Below are 20057 nucleotides of genomic sequence, written 5' to 3'. Positions count from 1 at the left end.
GAGGAGGGTCACTCCACATCTTCCCACCACGAATCCCGTGGTGGGAGGTCATTCGGAACCACCCTCTGGCCCGGCTTGGGCACTACCACCGGAGTACCCGCATCCGCGGCGGCCGACACCAGGCGCCGGACGGGTTCGGACCAACCGTGGAAGGCCAGGTTGAACGTTGCCCAGTGAATCGGGACCAGCAGGCCGTAGCCCGCGTCGCCGAGGCACAGGTCGGCGTGGGCACGCACCGCCTCTTCGGGATTCATGTGCACATCGGTCCAGCGCTCGTCGTAGGCGCCGATGGGCAGCAGCGTGAGATCGAAGGGGCCGAGCACCGCGCCCGCCTGGGCAAACGCCTTGGTGTAGCCGGTGTCGCCGCCGAAATAGACCCGCTTGGTGGGGCCGGACAGCGCCCATGAAGCCCACAGCGTGGTGTTGCGGACGAGCCCGCGGCCGGAGAAATGTCTGGCCTCGGCGCAGGTGATGGTGAGGCCGCGGTCGTCGGCGTCGCGACCGAGCGAGACCGAGCCGCCCCAGTCGAGCTCGATGATCCGGTATTCGGGCACGCCCCACTGCCGCAGGTGCGCACCGATGCCGGTGGGCACGACGAACGGGGCGAGCTGAGTGCGGACGAGTTCGTCGACGGTGGCCTTGTCGAGGTGGTCGTAGTGATCGTGGGAGATGATCACGGCGTCGACTTGCGGCACCTGCGCCAGCTCACCGGGGACCGGGTGCAGCCGGGCCGGGCCGACCACCGGGGACGGGGAGACCCGTTCGCTCCACACCGGGTCGGCCAGCACTCGGTAGCCGTCGAGCTCCACCAGGGCGCTGGCATGCCCGTACCAGGTCACCGCGAGCTCGGCGGCCTGCTCGGGAACCGCGGGGGTGACCAGCGGGACGGGATTGGCAGGGCGGCCGATGCGTCCCTTGGTGAGCCCCGACCAGATCAGCGACGGCGCGGCACCGGCGGCGAGCATCGAACTCGGCTCGGTGTTGTGGAAACGGCCGTCGCGATAGGAGGACTTGCCGATCGCGGTCGGCGCGATCGCCGACGGGCCCGCACCGATCGAGGTGGGCAGGCCCCACACCGCGCGGGCCATCCAGGCGAGACCGAAGGTGCTCGCCACCGAACCTGCCAGCCGTGTGATCCGCATCAGCGCCCCACGAACTTCGCCGGGCGCTTCTCCTGCCGGGCCAGGCGGCCCTCTTTCGCGTCGTCGCTGCTCCACGCGGCCGCCAGCGCGGCCTGCTGCTGCGCGCTCGCCGGATCGCCGGTGCCGTCGTCGTTGAGCATCAGTTTCATGGCTTGCAGCGACAGCGGCGCCAGCGCGGCGATGGACTTGGCCCAGTCCTTGGCGTCGGCGAGGGTGCCGAGCTTGTTGGCGAAGCCGTAGGCGTACGCGTCTGCGGCGGAGACGGATTCGGCGCCGAGCAGGATCGTTCGGGCCGGGCCGCCACCGATCAGGGCCGCCAGCCGCGACACCGTCCAGCGATCGACCGAGATGCCGAGCTTGGCCGCGGGCACCGCGATGTAGGCGTCGGGCTCGATCACCCGCAGGTCCGAGGCCAGTGCCAACTGCACCCCCGCACCGAGCGCACCACCGTTGATCGCCGAGATCACCGGAACCGGAACGGATTCGATGGTGTGCAACATGTCGAGCAGACCGCTCAGGAACGACTCGGAGTACACCCCCGACAGATCGGCGCCCGCACTGAAGATCGGCCCGCGGCCGGTGAGCACGATGGCGCGCGCACCCTGTGCCACCGCGTCGAGCATCGCGGCGCGCAGTTGCCCGACCAGGTCCTCGTTGAGCGCGTTACGCCGTTCCTCGCGCTGCAGTTCGATGGTGATCACATCACCATCGCGGGTCACGCCGAGCATGCATCCTCCCCAGAATCTCCGAGATTTCGTGGATGTTCACACTCTGCCACAGCCCGCCGACAACGCCCGGCAAGGCGATAGCATCGACGGCTGTGGCGAGGACGGATTTCGACATCCTGGTGATCGGCGCGGGTCAGGCAGGGCTTTCCGCCGGTTATCACCTGCGCAAGCTCGGGCTGGTGCCCGAACGCGATTTCCGCATCGTCGACCACGCACCCGGCCCCGGCGGCGCCTGGCAGTTCCGGTGGCCGTCGCTGACCCTGACGACAGTGAATCGGGTGCACGACCTGCCCGGGATGTCCTTCGCCGAGACGCTGCCGGCGGGATCGGAGTCGGCGCGAGCCGCCAGCGCGGTGCCGCACTACTACGAGCTCTACGAAAAGCGCTTCGACCTGCGAGTTCAACGGCAGGTGACAGTGCAGGTCGTCTGCGATCGAACCGCCGACGGGCAGAGCTGCGCGGGCCGAGGCGAGGTCTTACAGGTCGAAACCGAGGGCGCGGGCACTCTTCGCACGCGCGGTCTGATCAATGGCACCGGCACCTGGGAGCACCCGTTCATCCCTCGATATCCGGGCGCCGACACCTTCGCGGGCCGCCAGTTGCACACGCGCGACTACCGCACGGCCGACGAGTTCGCGGGCAAACATGTCGTCATCGTCGGCGGGGGCATCTCGGCGGTGCAGTTACTCGACGAAATCTCGCTCGTGACCTCCACCACATGGGTCACCAGGTCGGAGCCGCGCTGGCGGGAAACGCCGTTCGCCGAGCAGGACGGGCGCGACGCGGTGGCGCTGGTGGAGGACCGCGTCCGGGCGGGCCTGCCGCCGGGGTCGGTCGTCTCGGTGACGGGACTGCCGCTCGACGACCGCTTGCGAGCCGCCCGCGCGCGCGGCGTGCTGCGACGGCTGCCGATGTTCGAGCGGATCGAGCCCACCGGCGTGCGCTGGGCCGACGGCAGTTTCCAGGCCGCCGACGTCATCCTGTGGGCAACCGGTTTCCGCAGCTCACTGGACCATTTGGCACCCTTGCGGCTGCGCGGACCCGGCGGCGGGATCACCATGACCGGACGGTTGGCGACGCAGGTGGCCGTCGACCCGCGCATCCATCTGATCGGCTACGGACCCTCGGCCAGCACGATCGGCGCCAACCGGGCGGGTCGGGCGGCAGCCCGCGAGCTGACCGGCTTCCTCGCGCTCAGTCCAGACCGGCGCTGAACGTCGACGGATCGGCGCCGACCCGCTTGCCCGAGTCGAGGCGGCTGATCGACTCCATCGCCTCGGCGTCGAGTTCGAAGGTGAACACGTCGAAGTTCTCGGCGATCCGCGACGGCGTGACCGACTTCGGAATGACGATGTTGCCCAGCTGCAGGTGCCATCGGATGATGACCTGCGCGGGGGTGCGGTCGAGTTGTTTCGCGATGTCGACGATGGTGGGGTTGTCGAGCAGCGTGCCCTGCCCCAACGGGCTCCACGCCTCGGTGGCGATCGCGTGATTGGCGTCGTATTGACGCAGGTCACGCTGGGACAGCGTGGGATGCAATTCGATCTGGTTCACCGTCGGGATCTCGCCCGCGTCGGCGATCAGGGTCTCCAGATCGATCACCCGGAAGTTGGAGACACCGATCGAGCCGATCCGGCCCTGCGACTTCAGCGCCTGGAACGCGCGGAAGGTGTCGACGTAACGGCCCGCCGACGGAACCGGCCAGTGGATCAGATACAGGTCCAGATAGTCCAGGCCGAGCCGCCGCATGCTGGTTTCGAACGCGCGCAAGGTGCTGTCGTAGCCCTGGTCGGCGTTCCACAGCTTGGTGGTGATGAAGAGTTCGTCGCGGGGGATCCCCGATTCACGGATGGCGCGGCCTACGCCTTCCTCGTTTCCGTAGACCGCGGCCGTGTCGATACTGCGGTAGCCGACCTTCAACGCCTCGGCCACCACCCCGGTGACGTCTTCCGCGGGCACCTGGAACACACCGAAGCCGAGCTGTGGGATCACGTTCCCGTCATTGAGCACGATGGTGGGGACAGGGCTGCTCTCGCTGCGGAAGGTCACCCTCTCGAAGGTAGAAGTGGTTCGGTGTGGCGTCAACGACGGCGCGTCGCGTGTTTCCCCGTACCGAGAAGCGGGGCGCTGGTCAGGGGATCGCCCGCGATTCAGGACACAGCTCCGGCCAGTCCGATTCGCCGGTATCGGCGCTGCCTCAGCGTTCGTAGTTCAGCGGGCTCGTAGGTGCGCAGCGCCGCCAGTTCGGCGGCGATCGCCAGGACCGTGCGGCGGGCGAAGGCGACCGGTTCGTCGGCGGCATCGGGGTACTCCTCGACAATTCGGTCCACCACACCGTCTTCGAGCAGATCGGCCGATCTGATGCCTTGCGCCGCAGCCATTTCCGGTGCGTGCGCGGTATCGCGGAAGACGATGGCGCTCGCCCCTTCCGGCGGCAGCGGGGCCAGCCAGCCGTGCCTGGCGGCGAGCACCCGGTCGGCGGGCAACAGCGCGAGCGCGCCGCCGCCGGTGCCCTGGCCGAGCAGCACGGAGACGGTCGGGGTGTCGAGGGTGACGAGATCGGCCAGGCAGCGGGCGATTTCGGGGGCGAGCCCGCGTTCCTCGGCCTCCTTGGACAGGGCGGCGCCGACGGTATCGATGACGAGCACCAGCGGCAGCCGCAGTTCCCGCGCCAGGACCATCGCGCGCCGCGCCTCGCGCAGGGCGGCCGGGCCCATGGTGTGCTCGCCCTCCTGACCGGATCGGTCGTGCCCGAACACGACACACGGTTGACCGGCGAACCGAGCGAGGGCGAGCAGGACGGTGCGATCGGACTCACCGCGACCGGTCCCACTGAGCGGAACCCGTTGTGTCGTATGGCGAAGCAGGTCCCGGATGCCCGGCCGGCCGGGCCGCCGCGAACTGAGCACCGAATCCCAGGCGCTGGCAGTCGGATTCGCTGCGGTCGACGGACTGAGCACCGGCGCAGCCCAACCCGGCTCGGTCGTCACCGGAACGACAGCGCCCGCGGCGACGCTCATCGCCCGGTGCGCGATACGCCGGAAGACCTCCACCGTCACCACACCGTCGATCACACCGTTGCGATAGAGGTTCTCCGCGGTCTGCACGCCGGGCGGAAACGGCTTGCCGTACAAGGCTTCGTACACGCGTGGACCCAGAAACCCGATCAGCGCGCCGGGCGCGGCGAAGGTGATGTGCCCCAGCGACCCCCACGACGCGAACACCCCACCCATCGTCGGATCACGCAGATACACCAGATACGGATGCCCCGCCGACTTGTGCACGGCCACCGCACCCGCGATCTTCACCATCTGCACGAAAGCGACTGTCCCCTCCTGCATCCGAGTACCGCCCGAGGTCGGCGAGGCGATCAGCGGCAGCCCGAGTTCGGTGGCGCGCTCGACGGCACACACGATCCGCTCGGCCGCGGCCACCCCGATCGATCCGGCCAGAAACGCGAACTCGCAGGCGATCACGGCGACTCGCCGCCCGCGTAACAACCCCTCCCCCGTCAACACCGCCTCATCGGTCCCCGCCCGATCGGCCGCCGCAATGAGGTCCTGGCGATAACGCGGCGACACGGCAGGCCCGATCGGCGCCCGGTCCCAGCTCACGAAAGAGCCCGTGTCGAGCAACTGGCCGAGCAAGTCATCCGCCGACATCCGCACGCTCCGAGCGTAGCCGGACAGGGTAGGCCACGGTCACGAGATCGCAGCGGTGCATTGGGACATCTTGACAATATGTTGTGTTTTTACAACACTTCATTAGGTGAGCCCAGTCAGACGAGGGGAAACCCTGCCGATCTTCAATCGCATCGCGGTGTTGCGCGCGGAGCATCGGATGAGCCGGGCGGCGCTTGCCGAGGCCGTCAACGTCAATGTCCAGACGATCGGCGCGCTCGAGCGCGGCGATCACTATCCGAGCCTCGATCTGGCGATGCGCATCTGCGATGTGTTCGCGCTGCCGATCGAAGTCGTGTTCTCCCGCAAGGAATTCGGGCCGTTGTCGGCCGAGCTCTACCCACGCACGAAAGGCGAAACGCCATGACCAGCACGCTCATCGACCGCTACCAGAACTATCGGGTCCGGCGCTGGCTCGTGCAGGAACAACGGACAGCGGGGATGCTGAAGAGCTGGCGATCGCTGCGTCGACGGCGAATTCTCGTGGTGATCGTGACGATCGCGCTGCTCGGGATCGCGGTCGCGGGAGTGATGCGCGCGCTCGACCTGTTCGGGGCGCCCGGGGTCGCGCTCGTCTCGGCACTGGTGTTCCTGCCGAGCTGGACGATGCTGCGGATCGCGTCGGGCGGCCAGGATCACGCACCCGACCAGATGCTCGACGAACTGGAGATCACCGAGCGCAACAAAGCACGCTCGGCGGGACTCGCGCTCACCCAGTCGCTGACCATGGCGCCGTTGGCGTACCTGATCTTCGGCAGCGCGTTCTCACCGGAGGCCGATGCCTATCGCATCGCCTACGCGGGCGGACTGATGATGCTGGCCACGATCATGGCCGGGGGCTGTGCGCCGGCGATGATCCTCGGCTGGACCCGGCCCGATCCCGAACCGGAGTCCTGAACCCTGGTCCTGAACGAAGAGCGGGGCTGCGGCCTTCATCGCGGCAGCCCCGTCCATCGGTGCAGAGACCCAGCTCAGTAGCCCTGCATGACCTTGCGCAACGCGTACTCGGTCAAGGCGACCAGGGCCTGCTTGGCCGGTTCCCGGCGACGGGCGTCGATCGACATGATCGGCACGTCGGCGGGAACCGCCAGGGCCTGGCGGATGTCCTCGAGCGGGTACTTCGGCGCGTCGTCGAACTCGTTGAGCGCCACCAGGAACGGCAGCCCGCGGGCCTCGAAGTAGTCGACAGCGGCGAAGCTGTCTTCGAGCCTGCGGGTGTCGACCAGCACCACGGCGCCGATGGCGCCGCGGATCAGGTCGTCCCACATGAACCAGAACCGGTACTGGCCCGGCGTACCGAACAGGTACAGGACCAGGTCGTCGGCGAGGCTGATACGGCCGAAGTCCATCGCCACCGTGGTGGTCGACTTCTGCGGAATACCGGTCAGGTTGTCGATTCCGGTACTGGCGTTGGTGACCAACGCCTCGGTGCGCAGCGGAACGATCTCCGACACCGCGCCGACCATCGTGGTCTTACCCACACCGAAGCCGCCGGCGACCACAATCTTCGCCGAAGTCGGCTTGGCCGTGCGGGTATCGACCTGCGCCGTCGAATCAAATACGCCGGAGTCCACTGAGAACCCTTTCGATCAGCTCGCGACGTTCATCGTCGCTGGAATCGTCTTTCAAAGTTGCCGAAACCCGGACGTGGCCGGCCTCGATCAGATCGGCTACGAGTACCCGGGCCACCCCGATCGGGATGTACAGCTGGGCAGCTATCTCGGCAACGGACGGCGATTGCCTGCACAACTCCACGATGGACGTTTCGAGGTTGTTCAGTTCGTACTGCCGCTCCATGGCGACCGGATGCGATGCGACGAGTGCCTCCAGCGCCAACTCGACCGCCGGCCTGGTGCGGCCGGCAGTCAAGGAGTACGGGCGGACGAGGCTGGGCTCGGCGCTCCCCATGCGGTGATCGTCTATGTCCATCCCACCATCAGGAACCCATCGTGACGCGCGGCGTGGCCTGGACCGTCTGGCCAACGCGCTCGACCAGAAGTGCCATTTCGTAGCCGACCTGACCGATGTCACACGAGGTGTTGGTCAGGACCGCTAGGTAGGAGCCGTCGCCGACTGCCATGAGCAGCAGGTATCCGTGCTCCATCTCGACGACGGACTGGAGTACCGTACCGCCTTCGAACAGATTCGACACGCCGACGGAAAGGCTTGCCAGTCCGGCCGTCACCGCGGAGAGCTGCTCCGCGCGGTCGACCGGGAGCTGAGCGCTCGCGGCCATCAACAGTCCGTCAGCCGAGACCAGGACGGCATGGGCTACGCCAGGAACCTCGTTGGCGAAGTTCGAAACCAGCCAATCCAGCTGACGGTTCGTACCACCTAGATCGGGGTTCATCGGTCTCCTTTATCTCCGGTTAGGTTCATTGCCTTCATTGCGCGGCCATCCCGGACACCCTGCTGATGACGACTCAGGCTGTTCCGGATCGTGGCGGGATCGCGTTGCTGCGGGGTGCGATCAGCGGTGCCGCTCACACCACCCGGCACAAGCCTTCCGCCCGGACTGCGTTGAGGCAAGCCGGCGGCGGTACGCACCTCGGACTGGGCTTCGCTGGCCGCACGTGCAGCCTGCCAACCCTCGTCACCCGGTGATTCGAAGGCGGCAGCCATCTGGTTCCGGTCAGAATTCTCGTCCGTGAGCCACGCCGACATCATCTCGGCGAAGATCGGCGTTCCGCCCATCACGGAATCACCTTCGGGTGCCGGCTGCAACCTGGTCTGGAAGAACGACGCAGCCTTGACCGGATTGGACCGGAAGCTGTGCCGACCCGGATCACGCCCTGCCGACGCAGCGTTATCCGGCCCCGCAGGGTCCCGATCCCGTTGCGGCAGAGCCACTCCTGGCCCGGCGTTCGCCTGCGGTACAACACTAGCCCCGGGATCGCGCTGCGGCAGCCCATTCGGCGCAGCCGCACGTTGGGGCAGGCCGTTGGGCGCGTCCCGCTGCGGTTGACCCGCGGCCGGAGCGCGCTGGGGCAGACCGTTGCCGGCCGAATCCTGCTGCGGTGCAGGGTTTGCGCGCTGCGGCAGGCCATTGGCCGGACGGGCGGGCTGGGCACGCTGCGGAAGTCCGTTGGCCGGATCACGTTGTGGCAGTCCACCGGTCTGCTCACGCTGTGGGAGGCCGTTGGACGGATCTCGCGGCGGGAGGCCGTTGGACGGGTCGCGCTGTGGCAGACCGCCCGTCGGCTCCCGCTGCGGTAGGCCGGTCGACGGGTCACGCTGCGGCAGGCCACCGGTCTGATCGAGCCGCGGCAAACCGCCGGACTGATCACGATGCGGCAGGCGCGGCGCGGGATCGCGCTGCGGCAGACCGCCGGAGGCATTGCCCCGCTGCGGGAGTCCGGTCGACGGATCACGCTGCACGGGCTCGGAGTCACGCTGCGGCGCGGCACCCTGGCCACGCTGCGGCAGCCCGGTCGACTGCGCCGAATCTCGCTGCGCGTTCGCGGCGTCACGCTGCGGCAGACCCGTCGCCGGATCACGCTGCGGCAGGCCACCGGTCTGCTCACGCTGCGGGAGTCCGGTAGCTGGATCACGCTGCGGCAGACCTGTCGCCGGATCACGCTGCGGCAGGCCACCGGTCTGCTCACGCTGCGGCAGCCGCGGCGACGGATCGCGCTGCGGCAGACCGACCGAGGGATCACGCTGCGGGGCGCCGTTGGCGCCCGGCGAACGCTGCGGCAGCCCACCGGGGGTGCTCCCCCGCTGCGTCTGCGCCGAATCGCGCTGAGGCGGTGCCAGATCGCGCTGGGGCGGTGCCGAGTCACGCGCCGACGGCACGGGCGGCTGCGCGGAATCCCGCGACGGTGCGCCGTTCGCACCCGGCTGACGTTGCGGCAGCCCACCACCGGCCTGCGGCGGCCCACCGAGCTGCTGCTCACCCGGGCCCTGCTGACCCGGCCCGGCGGGCGGACGCTGCGGTCCACCCGGTGCCAGGTTGCGCTTGGGCAGGCTCGCCGCGGCGAGCTTGCCGCGCTGCGGCACGTTCCCCTGACCCGGCGCGGGCGGACGCAGCGACGGCGACGACTGCTCGTTCGCGTCCTGGGCCACGCCCGAAGCCATCGAGTTGCCCGGCTGACGTTGCGGCAGCCCACCACCGGCACCTGCCGGGGGCCCGCTGGTTCCGGGATCCACGGTGACCATCACGTTGCCACCCGGAGTGCGGGTGATCGCGCGGGTCTGCATGGTGCTGCTCGGCTGCTGCTGCTGCGGGTTCGGTCGCTGCTGCTGCGGTGCGGGCGCGTTCTGCTGCTGCACCTGCTGCGGCGGCACCACCGGGCCACCGGGACCGGCGACGATCAGGCCGACCGGCACGTGCACGGTGACGGTGACGCCCGGATCGCGCGCGGTATCGAACGTCGGACGCAGCCGCACGGTGAGACCGTGGCGCTCGGCCAGTCGACCGACCACGAACAGACCCATGTGGCGGGCGGTGTCGGGACCGGGCTCCGCGGTCTGCTCGAGCCGGTGGTTGATCTCCGACATCTCGGCGGGCGGCATACCGATGCCGCGGTCGGCGACCTCGATCAGCAGACCCTGGTCGTGCGCCTGGGCGAAGGTGAACTTGACGTCGGTCTCCGGCGGGGAGGCCCGCAGCGCGTTGTCGAGCAGCTCGGCGAACAGGTGCGCCATATCGGAGGCGGCCGGTTCGACCAGCGAGCCGCGCGGCGTGGCGCCGAGCTTGACCCGCTCGTAGTCCTCGACCTCGGAGATCGCGGCACGCAGCACGTCGGCGATCTCGACCGGGGCCGACTTGGTGCGGCGCTGCTTGGTACCCGCGAGAATCAGCAGGTTGTCACCGTTACGGCGCATGCGCGCGGCGAGGTGGTCGAGCCGGAAGAGGTTCTCGAGCAGGCGCGGGTCCTTCTCGTCGTACTCCATCGCCTCGATGAGGGTGAGCTGATGGTCGACGAGCGACTTGGACCGGCGGGCCAGCGTCTCGAACATGTCGTTGACCTGCGAACGCATCTGCGCCTGGTCGCTGGCCAGGCGCAGCGCCTGACCGTGGATATCGTCGACGGCGCGGGCGAGCTGGCCGATCTCCTCGTCGGAGCGCACCGGCATCGGCTCGAGCGGCACGTCCTCGGGCGCGGCGCCGTTGCGGAGCTGGGCGACCTCGTGCGGCAGATCGGACTCGGCCACGCGCAGCGCGGCCAGGCGGAGGCGGTGCAGCGGCACGATCATCGAGCGGGCGACGAACACGGCGAGCAGCAGCGCGGCCAGGATCGTCGCGATGACGACCGCGGTATAGGTCCAGGCACCGGTCGCCGCCGCGCCTGCCAGGTCGTCCATCGAGGACTCGATCGCCTTGGTGGCCTCGTTGACGACGCCCTCGTAGCCGATGAGGCTGGTGTAGAGCGATGTGCGCAGGTCGCCGACGGGCAACTTGCCCGCCTGCACTTCGGGACTGCTGATCAGGTTCTTCCGGGCGTCGGCCTGCGTCTTCAGGTCGGCGATGACCCGGTCACCGGCCGGGAAGCGGTTGGCGAGCACTTCGAGCAGGTGGTTCTCGGTGCTGACGCCGGTGAGGAAGTTCTGCGATCCGGTCGGCAGACCACGCAGCATCTCGGAGAGACCGGCGAGCTCGTCGACGAGCAGCGAGCGGGTGTTGAGCGAGTCGACCAGGCGCAGCTTGGCCGTGTCCATGACCGGGTCGCTCACCTGCGCGACGGTCACCTCGACGATGTCGACGCTTTCCTTACGCATCTGCTCGACCGAGGCCAGCGCGGGCTCGGCCGACGTCGTGAGCGCCGTGCCCTGCCCACGCACCGTCTTGGCCTGGGTGATCATCCGTTCCAGCGCGGAGTGCGCCTTCGGCAGATCGACCAACTTGCCGTGTGAGACTTCGGCCGCGGCGATGGCGGCGTCGAGCTCGGCGATGTCCTTGTCGGTGACCAGGCTGACCCCGGGGCCCGCGGGCACCATCTGGCTGCCTGCGACCTTCGCGGTGCTCGCGCTCAGCGCGGTGACCGACGGAATCGTGTCGATCTGCTCATTGATGCTCGACAGACGGTTGGCTTCCGAGAACTCCGAGGTAATTCTCGACACGCCGAGCCCGACCGCGACCGCGAGTGGCACGGCAAGCACAGCCGTAACCTTCCAACGCAGGTCCCAGTTGCCGAGCGCCCAGCGTTTGCTGCCGGACCTAGCGGCGTCACGCATCTCCCACTCACTTTCCAAACTGGCCTCGTACCGTGCGCCTGCGGCGAACCTCCACAGGCGCGATGGTGGCTCGCCAGTGGCTGCTGGCCGAGAACTACGGCTGGCCGAGAAATTGCGTCTACGACTGCCCGAATAAGTGACATCGGATTCTAACGGATCAATAACTTCTTGGCTGACTCCCGGTAGAGGTCCGCTCCATGACCAGCCTGTTGTAGGCAAAACCAAAGGTCGCGGCACCCCCTCGGGTGTCGCGTGAAGTCTGCCACAATCATCTGGATCTATCGAGCGGGCATCGAAGCGAGGCTAGGGAGTCACGGGGTTGGACACCGAACACGAGTACCGGCCGGTCTATCAGACCAGCCTGGTCGACCCAGCCGACTTCTGGTCCGCCGCAGCTCAGGGCATCGAGTGGGATGTCGAACCGCAGCAGATCGTCGATGCCGCCGATAAGCGGTCGGCCCGGTGGTTCCCCGATGCCCGCCTCAATACCTGTGTGAACGCCCTCGACCGCCACGTCAGGGCGGGCACTGTCGACCAGGGTGGACACGCCGATCAACCCGCCCTCATATATGCCTCCGCTATGACGGACACCACCACGATTTACACCTACGCCGAATTGCTCGACGCGGTCGCCGAGTTCGCGGGCGCCATGCGCGATCTCGGTGTGGTGGCCGGTGATCGGGTGGTGATCTATCTGCCGATGATCCCCGAAGCGGTGATCGCGATGCTGGCCTGTGCCCGCATCGGCGCGGTGCACTCGGTGGTGTTCGGCGGGTTCGCCGCACCCGAGCTGGCCGCCCGCATCGACGACGCCGAGCCGGTCCTGATCGTCACCGCCTCGGGCGGGCTGGAACCCCACCGCCGCATCGACTACCCGCCGATCGTGATGGCCGCGCTCGATCTCGCCGAGACCGCGTCGGTACGCACGGTGATCGTGAAGCAGCGGCCCCAGTTCACCACGATCGAGTTCCCCGCCGCCCTGCCCGCCACCGATGTGCTGCCGTCCTCGGAGCAGACCGTCGCCGCCCGCTGGGTCGATTGGGATGCCTGCGTCGACGGTGTGGCGCCCGCCGATCCGGTCTCGGTGGCCGCCACCGATCCGCTCTACATCCTCTACACCTCCGGCACCACCGGTAAGCCGAAGGGCGTGGTGCGCGACAACGGCGGACACGCGGTGGCGCTGGCCTGGTCGATGCGCAATATCTACGACGTCGGCCCTGGTCAGGTGTTCTGGGCAGCCTCCGATGTGGGCTGGGTCGTCGGCCACTCCTACATCGTCTACGCGCCCCTGCTGGTCGGCGCGACGACGGTGCTCTACGAGGGCAAACCGGTCGGCACCCCCGACGCGGGCGCGTTCTGGCGGATCGTCGACGAGCACGACGTGCGGGTGCTGTTCACCGCGCCGACCGCGTTGCGCGCGATCCGCCGCGCCGACCCCGACGCCACCGCGGCCCGCCGCTACGACCTGTCCCGGCTGCGCGCGCTGTTCTGCGCGGGCGAGCGCCTGGATCCGGCCACCTTCGACTGGGCGACGAACACCCTGCTGGCCGACCATCCCGACACCCCGGTGGTCGATCACTGGTGGCAGACCGAGACCGGCTGGCCGATCTGCGCCGACCCACTCGGCCTGCAGGAGCTGCCCGTCAAACCCGGTTCGGCGAGTGTGCCGGTGCCCGGCTACCGGCTGCGTGTGCTCGACGCGAACGGCAACGCGGTACCCGCCGGAACCGAGGGCAACATCGTCATCGGGTTGCCGCTGCCCCCCGGCTGCCTGACCGGGTTGTGGCGCGACCGGGAACGCTTCATCCGCTCGTACCTGTCGGCCTTCCCCGGCCACTACCTCACCGGCGACTCCGGCTACTTCGACGAGGACGGCTACCTCTACGTTCTCGGCCGCAGCGACGACGTGATCAACATCGCCGGGCATCGCCTGTCGGCGGGCAGCATCGAGGCCGCCATCGCCGGGCACGAGGCCGTCGCCGAATGCGCGGTGATCGGCATGCCCGACGAGCTCAAGGGCAGCCTGCCGCTGGCGTATGTGGTGCTCAAGCAGGGCGTCGACATCGACCAGCAACAGTTGCGCGCCGAACTCGACGACCGGGTGCGTGCCCAGATCGGCGCGATCGCCACCCTGCACGACTCGATCATCGTCACCGGCCTGCCCAAGACCCGCTCCGGCAAGATCCTGCGCAAGACGATCCGCCAGCTCACCGCCGGTGAACACGTCGAACCCCCCGCCACCATCGAAGACCCCCACGTCCTCACCGCCCTGGCGGACCGCATCCTCGCCAACCCGCCACTGGGAAATATCGCCACGGCCGCCACCCCCGAACAGGACAACGACCCAGTCTCTCCTGCCCCGTAGACATCCGAGGTCTCCGCAGCCCCGCAGGGGCGTCTCGGCCGCCTCGATCTGGACTGACAGAGGGTGCGACGAAGGAGCGCCCGCCGGGAGGGAAGATCGAGGCCGCCAGGCCGAGACCACGCGGCCCCCGGGCCGCCTATATATAAGCTCACCACGTGACTTCCTCTACCGTTCTCGTCGTCGATGACGACGAGGACGTTCTCGCCTCGGTCGAACGGGGCCTGCGACTGTCCGGGTTCCGGGTGCTGGTCGCGCGCGACGGTGGTGCCGCGCTGCGGGCCGTCGCCGAGCAGGCGCCCGACGCGGTGGTCCTCGACATGAACATGCCGGTCCTCGACGGCGCCGGGGTGGTCACGGCCTTGCGGGCGATGGGCAATGACGTGCCCATCTGCGTGCTCAGCGCCCGCGCTTCGGTGGACGACCGGATCGCGGGTCTCGAGTCGGGCGCCGACGACTACCTGGTGAAGCCGTTCGAGCTGGCCGAACTGGTGGCCAGGATCAAGGCCCTGCTGCGCCGCCGCACCGACACACCCGAGCCCGTGGCGCCCGGCGCGCTGACCGTCGGGCCGCTGCTGGTCGATGTCGCGGGTTATCGCGCACTGCTGCACGGGCGCGAAATCGAGCTCACCAAAAGGGAATTCGAATTGCTGTCGACGCTCGCCCGGAATGCCGGTGTGGTGTTGACGCGCGAACGGCTGCTGGAATTGGTGTGGGGTTACGATTTCATAGCCGATACGAATGTGGTGGACGTGTTCGTCGGATACCTGCGCAGGAAACTCGAAATAGATGACACGCCAAGGATTTTGCATACGATTCGCGGGGTCGGTTTCGTACTCCGGGAATCGAAATGATCTCCGAACGACCACTGAAACGTCGTCGCAGACAATCGTTTTCGCTCCGGACAAGAGTCGCCGGAGCGGCCGCGGCGGGTGCCGTCATCATCGTCACGATCGCCGCTTTCGTGGGTTTTCAGGCAATCGAACGCAATAATGTCACCCAAACCGATCAACAACTGGAAATCGCTTCGCGCATCGTGCTGATCGAGCCGGTGCTGGCAACCGGGTTCGTCAACCTGACCGGATTGCAGAACACCATGGCGCTCACGGTGCGCGACGACGGCCAGGTGACCGCGTCGAGCTCGACCCAGCTGCCGGATCTGCCTCCCGGCTCGCAGACCGTCGAGCTCCACGACCAGCCCTACCGGGTGCTCACCACCACCGAGAACCAGCCCGCGGGCCGCACCGTCTCCCTTGCCATCCCGACCACCGAGGCCACGAAGGCCACCGACGATCAGCAACGCTGGGTCCTCGCGGGCGCGGCGATCGCGGTGGCGGCCGCGGCGGCGCTCGGCTGGCTGCTCGCCGGACGCGCGGTCGGCCCGATCGTGAAGCTGACCAAGCAGGTGTCGGCCCGCAGCGCGGGCGGCGAGCCGGACGAGCACGACCGACCGGTCGACGGTTCCGGTGTCGATGAAGCGGTGAAGCTGGCCGACGCCGTGAACACCATGCTGGCCCGCGTCGACCAGGCCCAGGCCGAGACCGCCGCCGCGCTGGAGACGGCCCGCGATTTCGCCGCCGTCTCCGCCCACGAACTGCGCACCCCGCTCACCGCGATCCGCACCGACCTCGAGGTCCTGCGCACCCTCGACCTCACCGACGACCAGCGCCGCGAGATCCTCGACGACCTCGCCCGCAACGAGACCAGGGTGGAAACCACCCTGTCCGCGCTGGAACGGCTCGCCCGCGGCGATCTCACCGCCGAGACCGACCACGTCCCCACCGATGTCGCCGACCTGTGCGACCAGGCCGCCCACGACGCCATGCGCCACAACCCCGGCCTGTCGGTGCGCATCGACACCGACGCCGAGCTGGTGACCCGGGGCCTGCCCGCCGGCCTGCGGCTGGCCGTCGACAACGCGCTCACCAATTCGGTGAAGCACGGCGGCGCCACCGCCGCTGTCGTGTCGGCGCATCGCACCGCGCACGGCCGGATCGTCATCGCCGTCGACGACAACGGCACCGGCGTCGCACCCGGCGAGCGCGAGGCGGTCTTCGCGCGGTTCGCCCGCGGCGCCAACGCCGCCAAGAGCGGTTCGGGCCTCGGCCTCGCACTGGTCGCCCAGCAGGCCCAGCTGCACGGCGGACTGACCTACTTCGAGGACAGTCCACTCGGCGGCGCCCGCCTCGTCATCGACCTGCCCGCGCGACCGGCCCGGTAGAAACGCGAAAGCCCCGCACCCACGGTGATGTGGATGCGGGGCCGAGCTCGCTACTACTTGTCGCTCTTGAAGGCGTCCTTCACTCTGCCCGCCGCGCGCTCGGCAGCTTCCTTCACGTTGGCCGCTGCCTTCTTCGCTTCCGCCTCGATCTTCTCGCCCTCGGCCTTGGCCTTGGCTTTGACATCGTCGGTGTCGGACATCGAACCTCCACTCTCGTGAGTTCCGCGCCTGATCGGCACGGGGTGAAGACACTCGCGAGAATACCGCACAGTTAACGCCCAGCGACTGAAGCGGAAATCAGGGGAGAACCTGCGGGATCGACTCCGGGATGACCAGGCCGATCACCGCGCCGAGCACCGCACCGGTGATCGCGAAGGAGACGCCCGAGGTGAACGCGCACAGGAAGTAGCCGATGATGAACGCGGCCAGGCCCGGGATGCACAGGATCGCCGCGGTCAGGAAGCCGATGGTGGCACCGGCGGCCGCACCGTTCTGGACGGGGTCGTGGTTACCGGCCTCGGGGTTGGTGGCGATGCTCTTCAGCTCGTCGGTGGTGGCGGCGGACAGCTGCGGGGCGATCTGCAGCGTGCGGCCGTCCTCGGAGACGACCGAAGCCAGCGCGATGTTGTTGCCGCCGACGGTGGTCATCGTCAGCGGCAGCTCGCTGACCTTGTCTCCGGTGGCGGAGATGACGGCGACGTTGGTGGAGTCGGGCGAGAGCACGAAGCGGCCGTTGTCGACGGTCGCGGAGACGGTGCGCAGGTCCGGCGAGACGGTGGTCTTGTAGCCGATACCGTCGGCGGCGCCTTCGCCTGCCAGCCCGGCGGCGATCTCGGCCTGACGCGCGACGGTGACGTCAGCGGCCGCGGTGCCCGTGGTGACGAGCGACGCCGCGACGACCAGCGGCAGTGCGGCGAAGACCGCACGGCGACCCGCGCGGGTGATGTTGTGGCTGAACATGTTCGGTTCTCCCTCCCGATGCTTCCGAAGAATCCCCGAACCCCCCGGACGAATCGAAAAAATCTCGATGTCGATTGACTCGAGAGTTGTACCGAACCACCACGGGGTTGCGTAATACGTTGTGACACAAGGCATAGTTTGGACGGGTAGCTATCGACCGGCGATCGTTCGGGGCGCCCGACCGGCATACCAGCAGCTAACCCGGGCCGGCCCTTCCTCAACGAACTCTCAGACATCTCCCACGTCCGGCACCGAACTCCGGGATACCGTCGCCGAGTGATCGACAAACGCGCTCGTCTGCTCTGCCTCGCCACCGCCCTCGTGCTGGCGGGCGGTGCTGTCGCCTGTTCTGCCAAGGATGCCGCACCGACCGGGATCGCGCTCGTCAACGCCGATTCCGGGCCGACCGGCGAGCGCGTGGCCAAGGCTGTGCAGGATGCGGGCGGCTATGAATGGACTGTCGCGAAGCCCGGTGAGATCGACGCGGGCGACTACGCCGCCGTGATCACCCTGCCCGCCGACCTCACCGCGTCGATGGCCACCCTCGCCACCCCGGAACCCAAGCGCGCCAAGGTCACCGTCACCACCCACGATGGCGCCGACACGAACACGGTGAACGGCGCGGTCGACGTGGTGACGCACCGGATCGGCGCGTCCGGCGTCGACGCGGCGCTGGCCGCGGTCTCCCAGGCACGCAACCAGATGACCTCGGTCCAGTTCACCGCCCAGCTACTCAGCGCGGGCGTGAACGCCGCCGCCGACGGTGCGAACCAGTTCAGTGGCGGTGCGGAGCAGATGCTCGGCTTCCTCGATTACGCGAAAGAGGGTGCGGGCCAACTCACTTCGGCGATCGAGCTGCTGAACCAAACAGTCGACGGCGCGGCGAAGCAGGCGAACCAGCTGGCCGACGCGCTCGGCGCCACCGGTGTCACCATCGCCGGCGTCCAATCCAGCGCGGCCGCCATGGGCTCCGGCCTCGACCAGATCCTGCCCCTGCTGAAAGCCCTCCCCTTCGCGGGCGACCCGCAGCTCGCCGACATCATCACCAAACTCGAAGCGCTACGCGGAGTATCGACCCAGGCAGGCACCCAACTCGACGGCCTCAGCGAATTGACCGGCGCCGCAGTAGATCCCAACACCGACCTCGGCACCCTCCTGCGCACCGTCGTGGCCCGTCTCAACAGCGCCCGCGACCAACTCACCCAGGGCGCCGAACTCGCCAAGGGCCTGCCCACCCTCGCCGAACAGGGCGGCGCCCAACTCCTCTCGGCCGTCGAACAACTCACCGGCGGCGTCGGCGCCCTGCAGAACATCGTCGGCAACCTCAACACCCAAACCGGCAAGGCCCTCGAAGCCCTCCCCCCACGAGGCCAGTCCCAACAATCCGCGCTCGCCCTGGCCCTCACCGACCCCGTCGAAGTCGTCCGGGAGTGACCCCCCACCACCGACCGCGTTCGGAGGTCGTCGACGAACAGTGTCGAGGTGGCAACACGGTCGGTAAGCTCGGCCTATGACGATCCAGGCCGTGGACTCGCTACCCCATCAGATGACGGAAGAGCAGTACCGTCAGCTCCCCGAGAACGTCTCCAGGGAGATCGAGGTGGTGCACGGGCACGTCATCCTCTGCGAATCACCGACACCTGAGCACAACCGCATCGCCCGACGACTCGCGGGCGCCATGGAAGACCTGCCGAGCACCGAACCGTGCATCCGCGCCGAGACCGATATCGACGTGGTGCTCTGGCGGGTTCCGAAGTTCACCTTCCGCCGTCCCGATGTCACGGTGTACCGATGCCTGGACCAGCCAGGAGACAAGCCGGAAGCGGGCGACGCACTGATCGTGGTCGAGGTGTCGTCGCCGTCGACAGCGGCCGAGGACTTGCTCGACAAGAAGGCGCAGTACGCGCGAGTCGGTATTCCGCTCTACCTCGTCGTCATGCTCGACACGAAATTCGCGATAGCGGAGGTGCTCGAGTTCCGGCTCGACGCACACGCCCGCGAGTATCGGCTCCACCAGATCCACCGCGACGGGCTACTGCGGCTCGAACATGTGATCGTCGGGGACATCGCCTTCGCCGAGCTCACCCGCTGAACCGACGCGGCCCGGTCGATTTCGACCGGGCCGCAGGGGTTTTCAGGGGTCAGGGCAGGACCTGGGGGATGATGTGCGGTGCGGCTACGCCGACCACCGCGCCGATCAACGCGCCGATCAACGCGTTCGGGAGACCCACCAGGCCGACGCACGGCAGGTAGAGGATCATCGTGGTGATCATCGGGATACACACGACGGCGGCGATGAGCGCGCCGACGCCGGCACCGATCGCGGCGGCGTTCTGGACCGGGTCGGGGAATTGGGCGGTGGGGGTGGTCGCGATGTTCTTCAATTCGTCGCTCGCCTCCGCGGTGGGCCGCGGCGTCACCGTCATGCTTCGCCCGTCGGCCGCGATCTCGGTCGCCAGAGCGATCACATTGCCGCTGACCGTGGTGAACGAGGTGGGGACCTCACCGATCGGATCGCCGGTCGCCGACTCGACGATGACCCGGCCGCGGTCGGGTGCGAGCAGGAACCGGCCCTCGTCCACCGAGGCGGCAACGGTGCGCAGGTCCGGCGCGACCACCGTGCGGTAACCCTCCCCCGCACTCGACAATCCCGCCGCGTACTGCGTCTGCTGATCGACCTGCGCAGACGCGACCCCGGCGACGCTCACCGCCACGGCGATGGGCAATGCCACGGCCAGCGCACGGCGAACAACCTTGTGTTGGAACATGATCGAGAATCTCCCTCCC

Annotated in this window: 19 protein-coding genes; 8 read left to right on the top strand and 11 right to left on the bottom strand. The window is 68.5% G+C overall.

The genetic code is table 11. The features are described from left to right. Positions 1-8 precede the first annotated feature (8 nt). Complete coding sequence (locus tag ACFVJ5_RS13395; RefSeq protein ID WP_379220220.1) at positions 9-1142, bottom strand: MBL fold metallo-hydrolase; 1134 nt, start codon at positions 1140-1142, stop codon at positions 9-11. After that, a complete protein-coding gene (locus ACFVJ5_RS13390) occupies positions 1142-1870 on the bottom strand; it encodes an enoyl-CoA hydratase (RefSeq protein ID WP_378656479.1) in 729 nt (242 codons plus the stop codon). Before ACFVJ5_RS13390 ends, ACFVJ5_RS13395 begins: the two co-directional genes overlap by 1 nt. Positions 1871-1962: 92 nt before the next feature. On the opposite strand from ACFVJ5_RS13390, the gene ACFVJ5_RS13385 reads away from it, so the two are divergent. Next, positions 1963-3084, top strand: coding sequence for an NAD(P)-binding domain-containing protein (locus ACFVJ5_RS13385; protein ID WP_379220219.1), 1122 nt, complete (start codon positions 1963-1965; stop codon positions 3082-3084). Here the strand turns inward: ACFVJ5_RS13385 and ACFVJ5_RS13380 are convergent. Together ACFVJ5_RS13380 and ACFVJ5_RS13375 are read right to left on the bottom strand one after the other, a co-directional pair. Then, a complete protein-coding gene (locus ACFVJ5_RS13380; protein ID WP_379220218.1) occupies positions 3065-3919 on the bottom strand; it encodes an aldo/keto reductase in 855 nt (284 codons plus the stop codon). The two genes, ACFVJ5_RS13385 and ACFVJ5_RS13380, sit on opposite strands and share 20 nt — an antisense overlap. 101 nt (positions 3920-4020) lie before the next feature. Then, positions 4021-5532, bottom strand: a complete 1512-nt coding sequence (locus ACFVJ5_RS13375; protein ID WP_379220217.1) for a carboxyl transferase domain-containing protein — start codon at positions 5530-5532, stop codon at positions 4021-4023. 106 nt (positions 5533-5638) lie between these two features. Between ACFVJ5_RS13375 and ACFVJ5_RS13370 the strand changes: the two genes are divergently transcribed. After that, complete coding sequence (locus ACFVJ5_RS13370) at positions 5639-5917, top strand: helix-turn-helix transcriptional regulator (protein ID WP_364578900.1); 279 nt, start codon at positions 5639-5641, stop codon at positions 5915-5917. Beyond that, the gene (locus ACFVJ5_RS13365; RefSeq protein ID WP_379220216.1) at positions 5914-6447 is read left to right on the top strand and encodes a hypothetical protein; all 534 of its coding nucleotides are present in this window, start codon (positions 5914-5916) and stop codon (positions 6445-6447) included. The genes ACFVJ5_RS13370 and ACFVJ5_RS13365 overlap by 4 nt, the downstream gene beginning before the upstream one ends. Positions 6448-6521: 74 nt before the next feature. On the opposite strand, the gene ACFVJ5_RS13360 is transcribed toward ACFVJ5_RS13365, so the two are convergent. Genes ACFVJ5_RS13360 through ACFVJ5_RS13345 form a run of 4 tightly spaced genes read right to left on the bottom strand, consistent with a single transcriptional unit; the run spans position 6522 to position 11727 of the window. Then, on the bottom strand, positions 6522-7124 hold the full coding sequence (locus tag ACFVJ5_RS13360) for an ATP/GTP-binding protein (protein WP_174551063.1): 603 nt from the start codon (positions 7122-7124) through the stop codon (positions 6522-6524). Then, complete coding sequence (locus tag ACFVJ5_RS13355) at positions 7105-7479, bottom strand: DUF742 domain-containing protein (RefSeq protein ID WP_056818578.1); 375 nt, start codon at positions 7477-7479, stop codon at positions 7105-7107. The genes ACFVJ5_RS13360 and ACFVJ5_RS13355 overlap by 20 nt, the downstream gene beginning before the upstream one ends. 7 nt (positions 7480-7486) lie before the next feature. Continuing rightward, positions 7487-7900 carry a roadblock/LC7 domain-containing protein gene (locus tag ACFVJ5_RS13350; protein WP_011207200.1) on the bottom strand — a complete coding sequence of 138 codons (414 nt, stop codon included), beginning with the start codon at positions 7898-7900 and terminating at the stop codon, positions 7487-7489. Continuing rightward, the gene (locus ACFVJ5_RS13345) at positions 7897-11727 is read right to left on the bottom strand and encodes an ATP-binding protein (protein ID WP_379220215.1); all 3831 of its coding nucleotides are present in this window, start codon (positions 11725-11727) and stop codon (positions 7897-7899) included. Before ACFVJ5_RS13345 ends, ACFVJ5_RS13350 begins: the two co-directional genes overlap by 4 nt. A gap of 319 nt (positions 11728-12046) precedes the next feature. On the opposite strand from ACFVJ5_RS13345, the gene ACFVJ5_RS13340 reads away from it, so the two are divergent. From ACFVJ5_RS13340 to ACFVJ5_RS13330, 3 genes are all read left to right on the top strand, one after another. Next, entirely contained in the window at positions 12047-14092 is a 2046-nt protein-coding gene (locus tag ACFVJ5_RS13340) for an AMP-binding protein (RefSeq protein WP_379220214.1), read from the top strand. Between the two features lie 155 nt (positions 14093-14247). Further along, positions 14248-14943 (top strand): response regulator transcription factor, encoded by a 696-nt coding sequence (locus ACFVJ5_RS13335; RefSeq protein WP_101464499.1) that lies wholly within the window; start codon positions 14248-14250, stop codon positions 14941-14943. Between the two features lie 110 nt (positions 14944-15053). Then, positions 15054-16310 carry a sensor histidine kinase gene (locus ACFVJ5_RS13330; RefSeq protein WP_379220213.1) on the top strand — a complete coding sequence of 419 codons (1257 nt, stop codon included), beginning with the start codon at positions 15054-15056 and terminating at the stop codon, positions 16308-16310. A 53-nt stretch (positions 16311-16363) separates the two neighbouring features. On the opposite strand, the gene ACFVJ5_RS13325 is transcribed toward ACFVJ5_RS13330, so the two are convergent. Together ACFVJ5_RS13325 and ACFVJ5_RS13320 are read right to left on the bottom strand one after the other, a co-directional pair. After that, positions 16364-16510, bottom strand: a complete 147-nt coding sequence (locus tag ACFVJ5_RS13325) for a hypothetical protein (RefSeq protein WP_378990486.1) — start codon at positions 16508-16510, stop codon at positions 16364-16366. A gap of 97 nt (positions 16511-16607) precedes the next feature. Next, positions 16608-17270 carry a hypothetical protein gene (locus ACFVJ5_RS13320; protein ID WP_379220212.1) on the bottom strand — a complete coding sequence of 221 codons (663 nt, stop codon included), beginning with the start codon at positions 17268-17270 and terminating at the stop codon, positions 16608-16610. Between the two features lie 276 nt (positions 17271-17546). Here ACFVJ5_RS13320 and ACFVJ5_RS13315 point away from each other — a divergent pair, with 276 nt between their 5' ends. Both ACFVJ5_RS13315 and ACFVJ5_RS13310 read left to right on the top strand, forming a co-directional pair. Next, positions 17547-18704, top strand: a complete 1158-nt coding sequence (locus ACFVJ5_RS13315) for a YhgE/Pip domain-containing protein (RefSeq protein WP_379220211.1) — start codon at positions 17547-17549, stop codon at positions 18702-18704. Between the two features lie 76 nt (positions 18705-18780). After that, positions 18781-19362, top strand: coding sequence for a Uma2 family endonuclease (locus tag ACFVJ5_RS13310; protein ID WP_379220210.1), 582 nt, complete (start codon positions 18781-18783; stop codon positions 19360-19362). 49 nt (positions 19363-19411) lie between these two features. Here the strand turns inward: ACFVJ5_RS13310 and ACFVJ5_RS13305 are convergent, their stop codons facing one another. Then, positions 19412-20038 (bottom strand): hypothetical protein, encoded by a 627-nt coding sequence (locus ACFVJ5_RS13305; RefSeq protein WP_379220209.1) that lies wholly within the window; start codon positions 20036-20038, stop codon positions 19412-19414. Positions 20039-20057 lie beyond the last annotated feature (19 nt).

Origin of the sequence: Nocardia sp. NPDC127606 (genome assembly GCF_042671725.1) — a bacterium.
Lineage (GTDB): Bacteria > Actinomycetota > Actinomycetes > Mycobacteriales > Mycobacteriaceae > Nocardia.
This window is presented reverse-complemented; position numbering and strand designations above follow the sequence as displayed.

Bases quoted from the DNA above. Each gene is read 5' to 3' on its own strand.
- ACFVJ5_RS13390 (WP_378656479.1), bottom strand. From the start codon at position 1,870: ATGCTCGGCGTGACCCGCGATGGTGATGTGATCACCATCGAACTGCAG.
- ACFVJ5_RS13305 (WP_379220209.1), bottom strand. From the start codon at position 20,038: ATGTTCCAACACAAGGTTGTTCGCCGTGCGCTGGCCGTGGCATTGCCC.
- ACFVJ5_RS13320 (WP_379220212.1), bottom strand. From the start codon at position 17,270: ATGTTCAGCCACAACATCACCCGCGCGGGTCGCCGTGCGGTCTTCGCC.
- ACFVJ5_RS13375 (WP_379220217.1), bottom strand. From the start codon at position 5,532: ATGTCGGCGGATGACTTGCTCGGCCAGTTGCTCGACACGGGCTCTTTC.
- ACFVJ5_RS13365 (WP_379220216.1), top strand. From the start codon at position 5,914: ATGACCAGCACGCTCATCGACCGCTACCAGAACTATCGGGTCCGGCGC.
- ACFVJ5_RS13350 (WP_011207200.1), bottom strand. From the start codon at position 7,900: ATGAACCCCGATCTAGGTGGTACGAACCGTCAGCTGGATTGGCTGGTT.
- ACFVJ5_RS13310 (WP_379220210.1), top strand. From the start codon at position 18,781: ATGACGATCCAGGCCGTGGACTCGCTACCCCATCAGATGACGGAAGAG.
- ACFVJ5_RS13325 (WP_378990486.1), bottom strand. From the start codon at position 16,510: ATGTCCGACACCGACGATGTCAAAGCCAAGGCCAAGGCCGAGGGCGAG.
- ACFVJ5_RS13345 (WP_379220215.1), bottom strand. From the start codon at position 11,727: ATGCGTGACGCCGCTAGGTCCGGCAGCAAACGCTGGGCGCTCGGCAAC.
- ACFVJ5_RS13395 (WP_379220220.1), bottom strand. From the start codon at position 1,142: ATGCGGATCACACGGCTGGCAGGTTCGGTGGCGAGCACCTTCGGTCTC.
- ACFVJ5_RS13355 (WP_056818578.1), bottom strand. From the start codon at position 7,479: ATGGACATAGACGATCACCGCATGGGGAGCGCCGAGCCCAGCCTCGTC.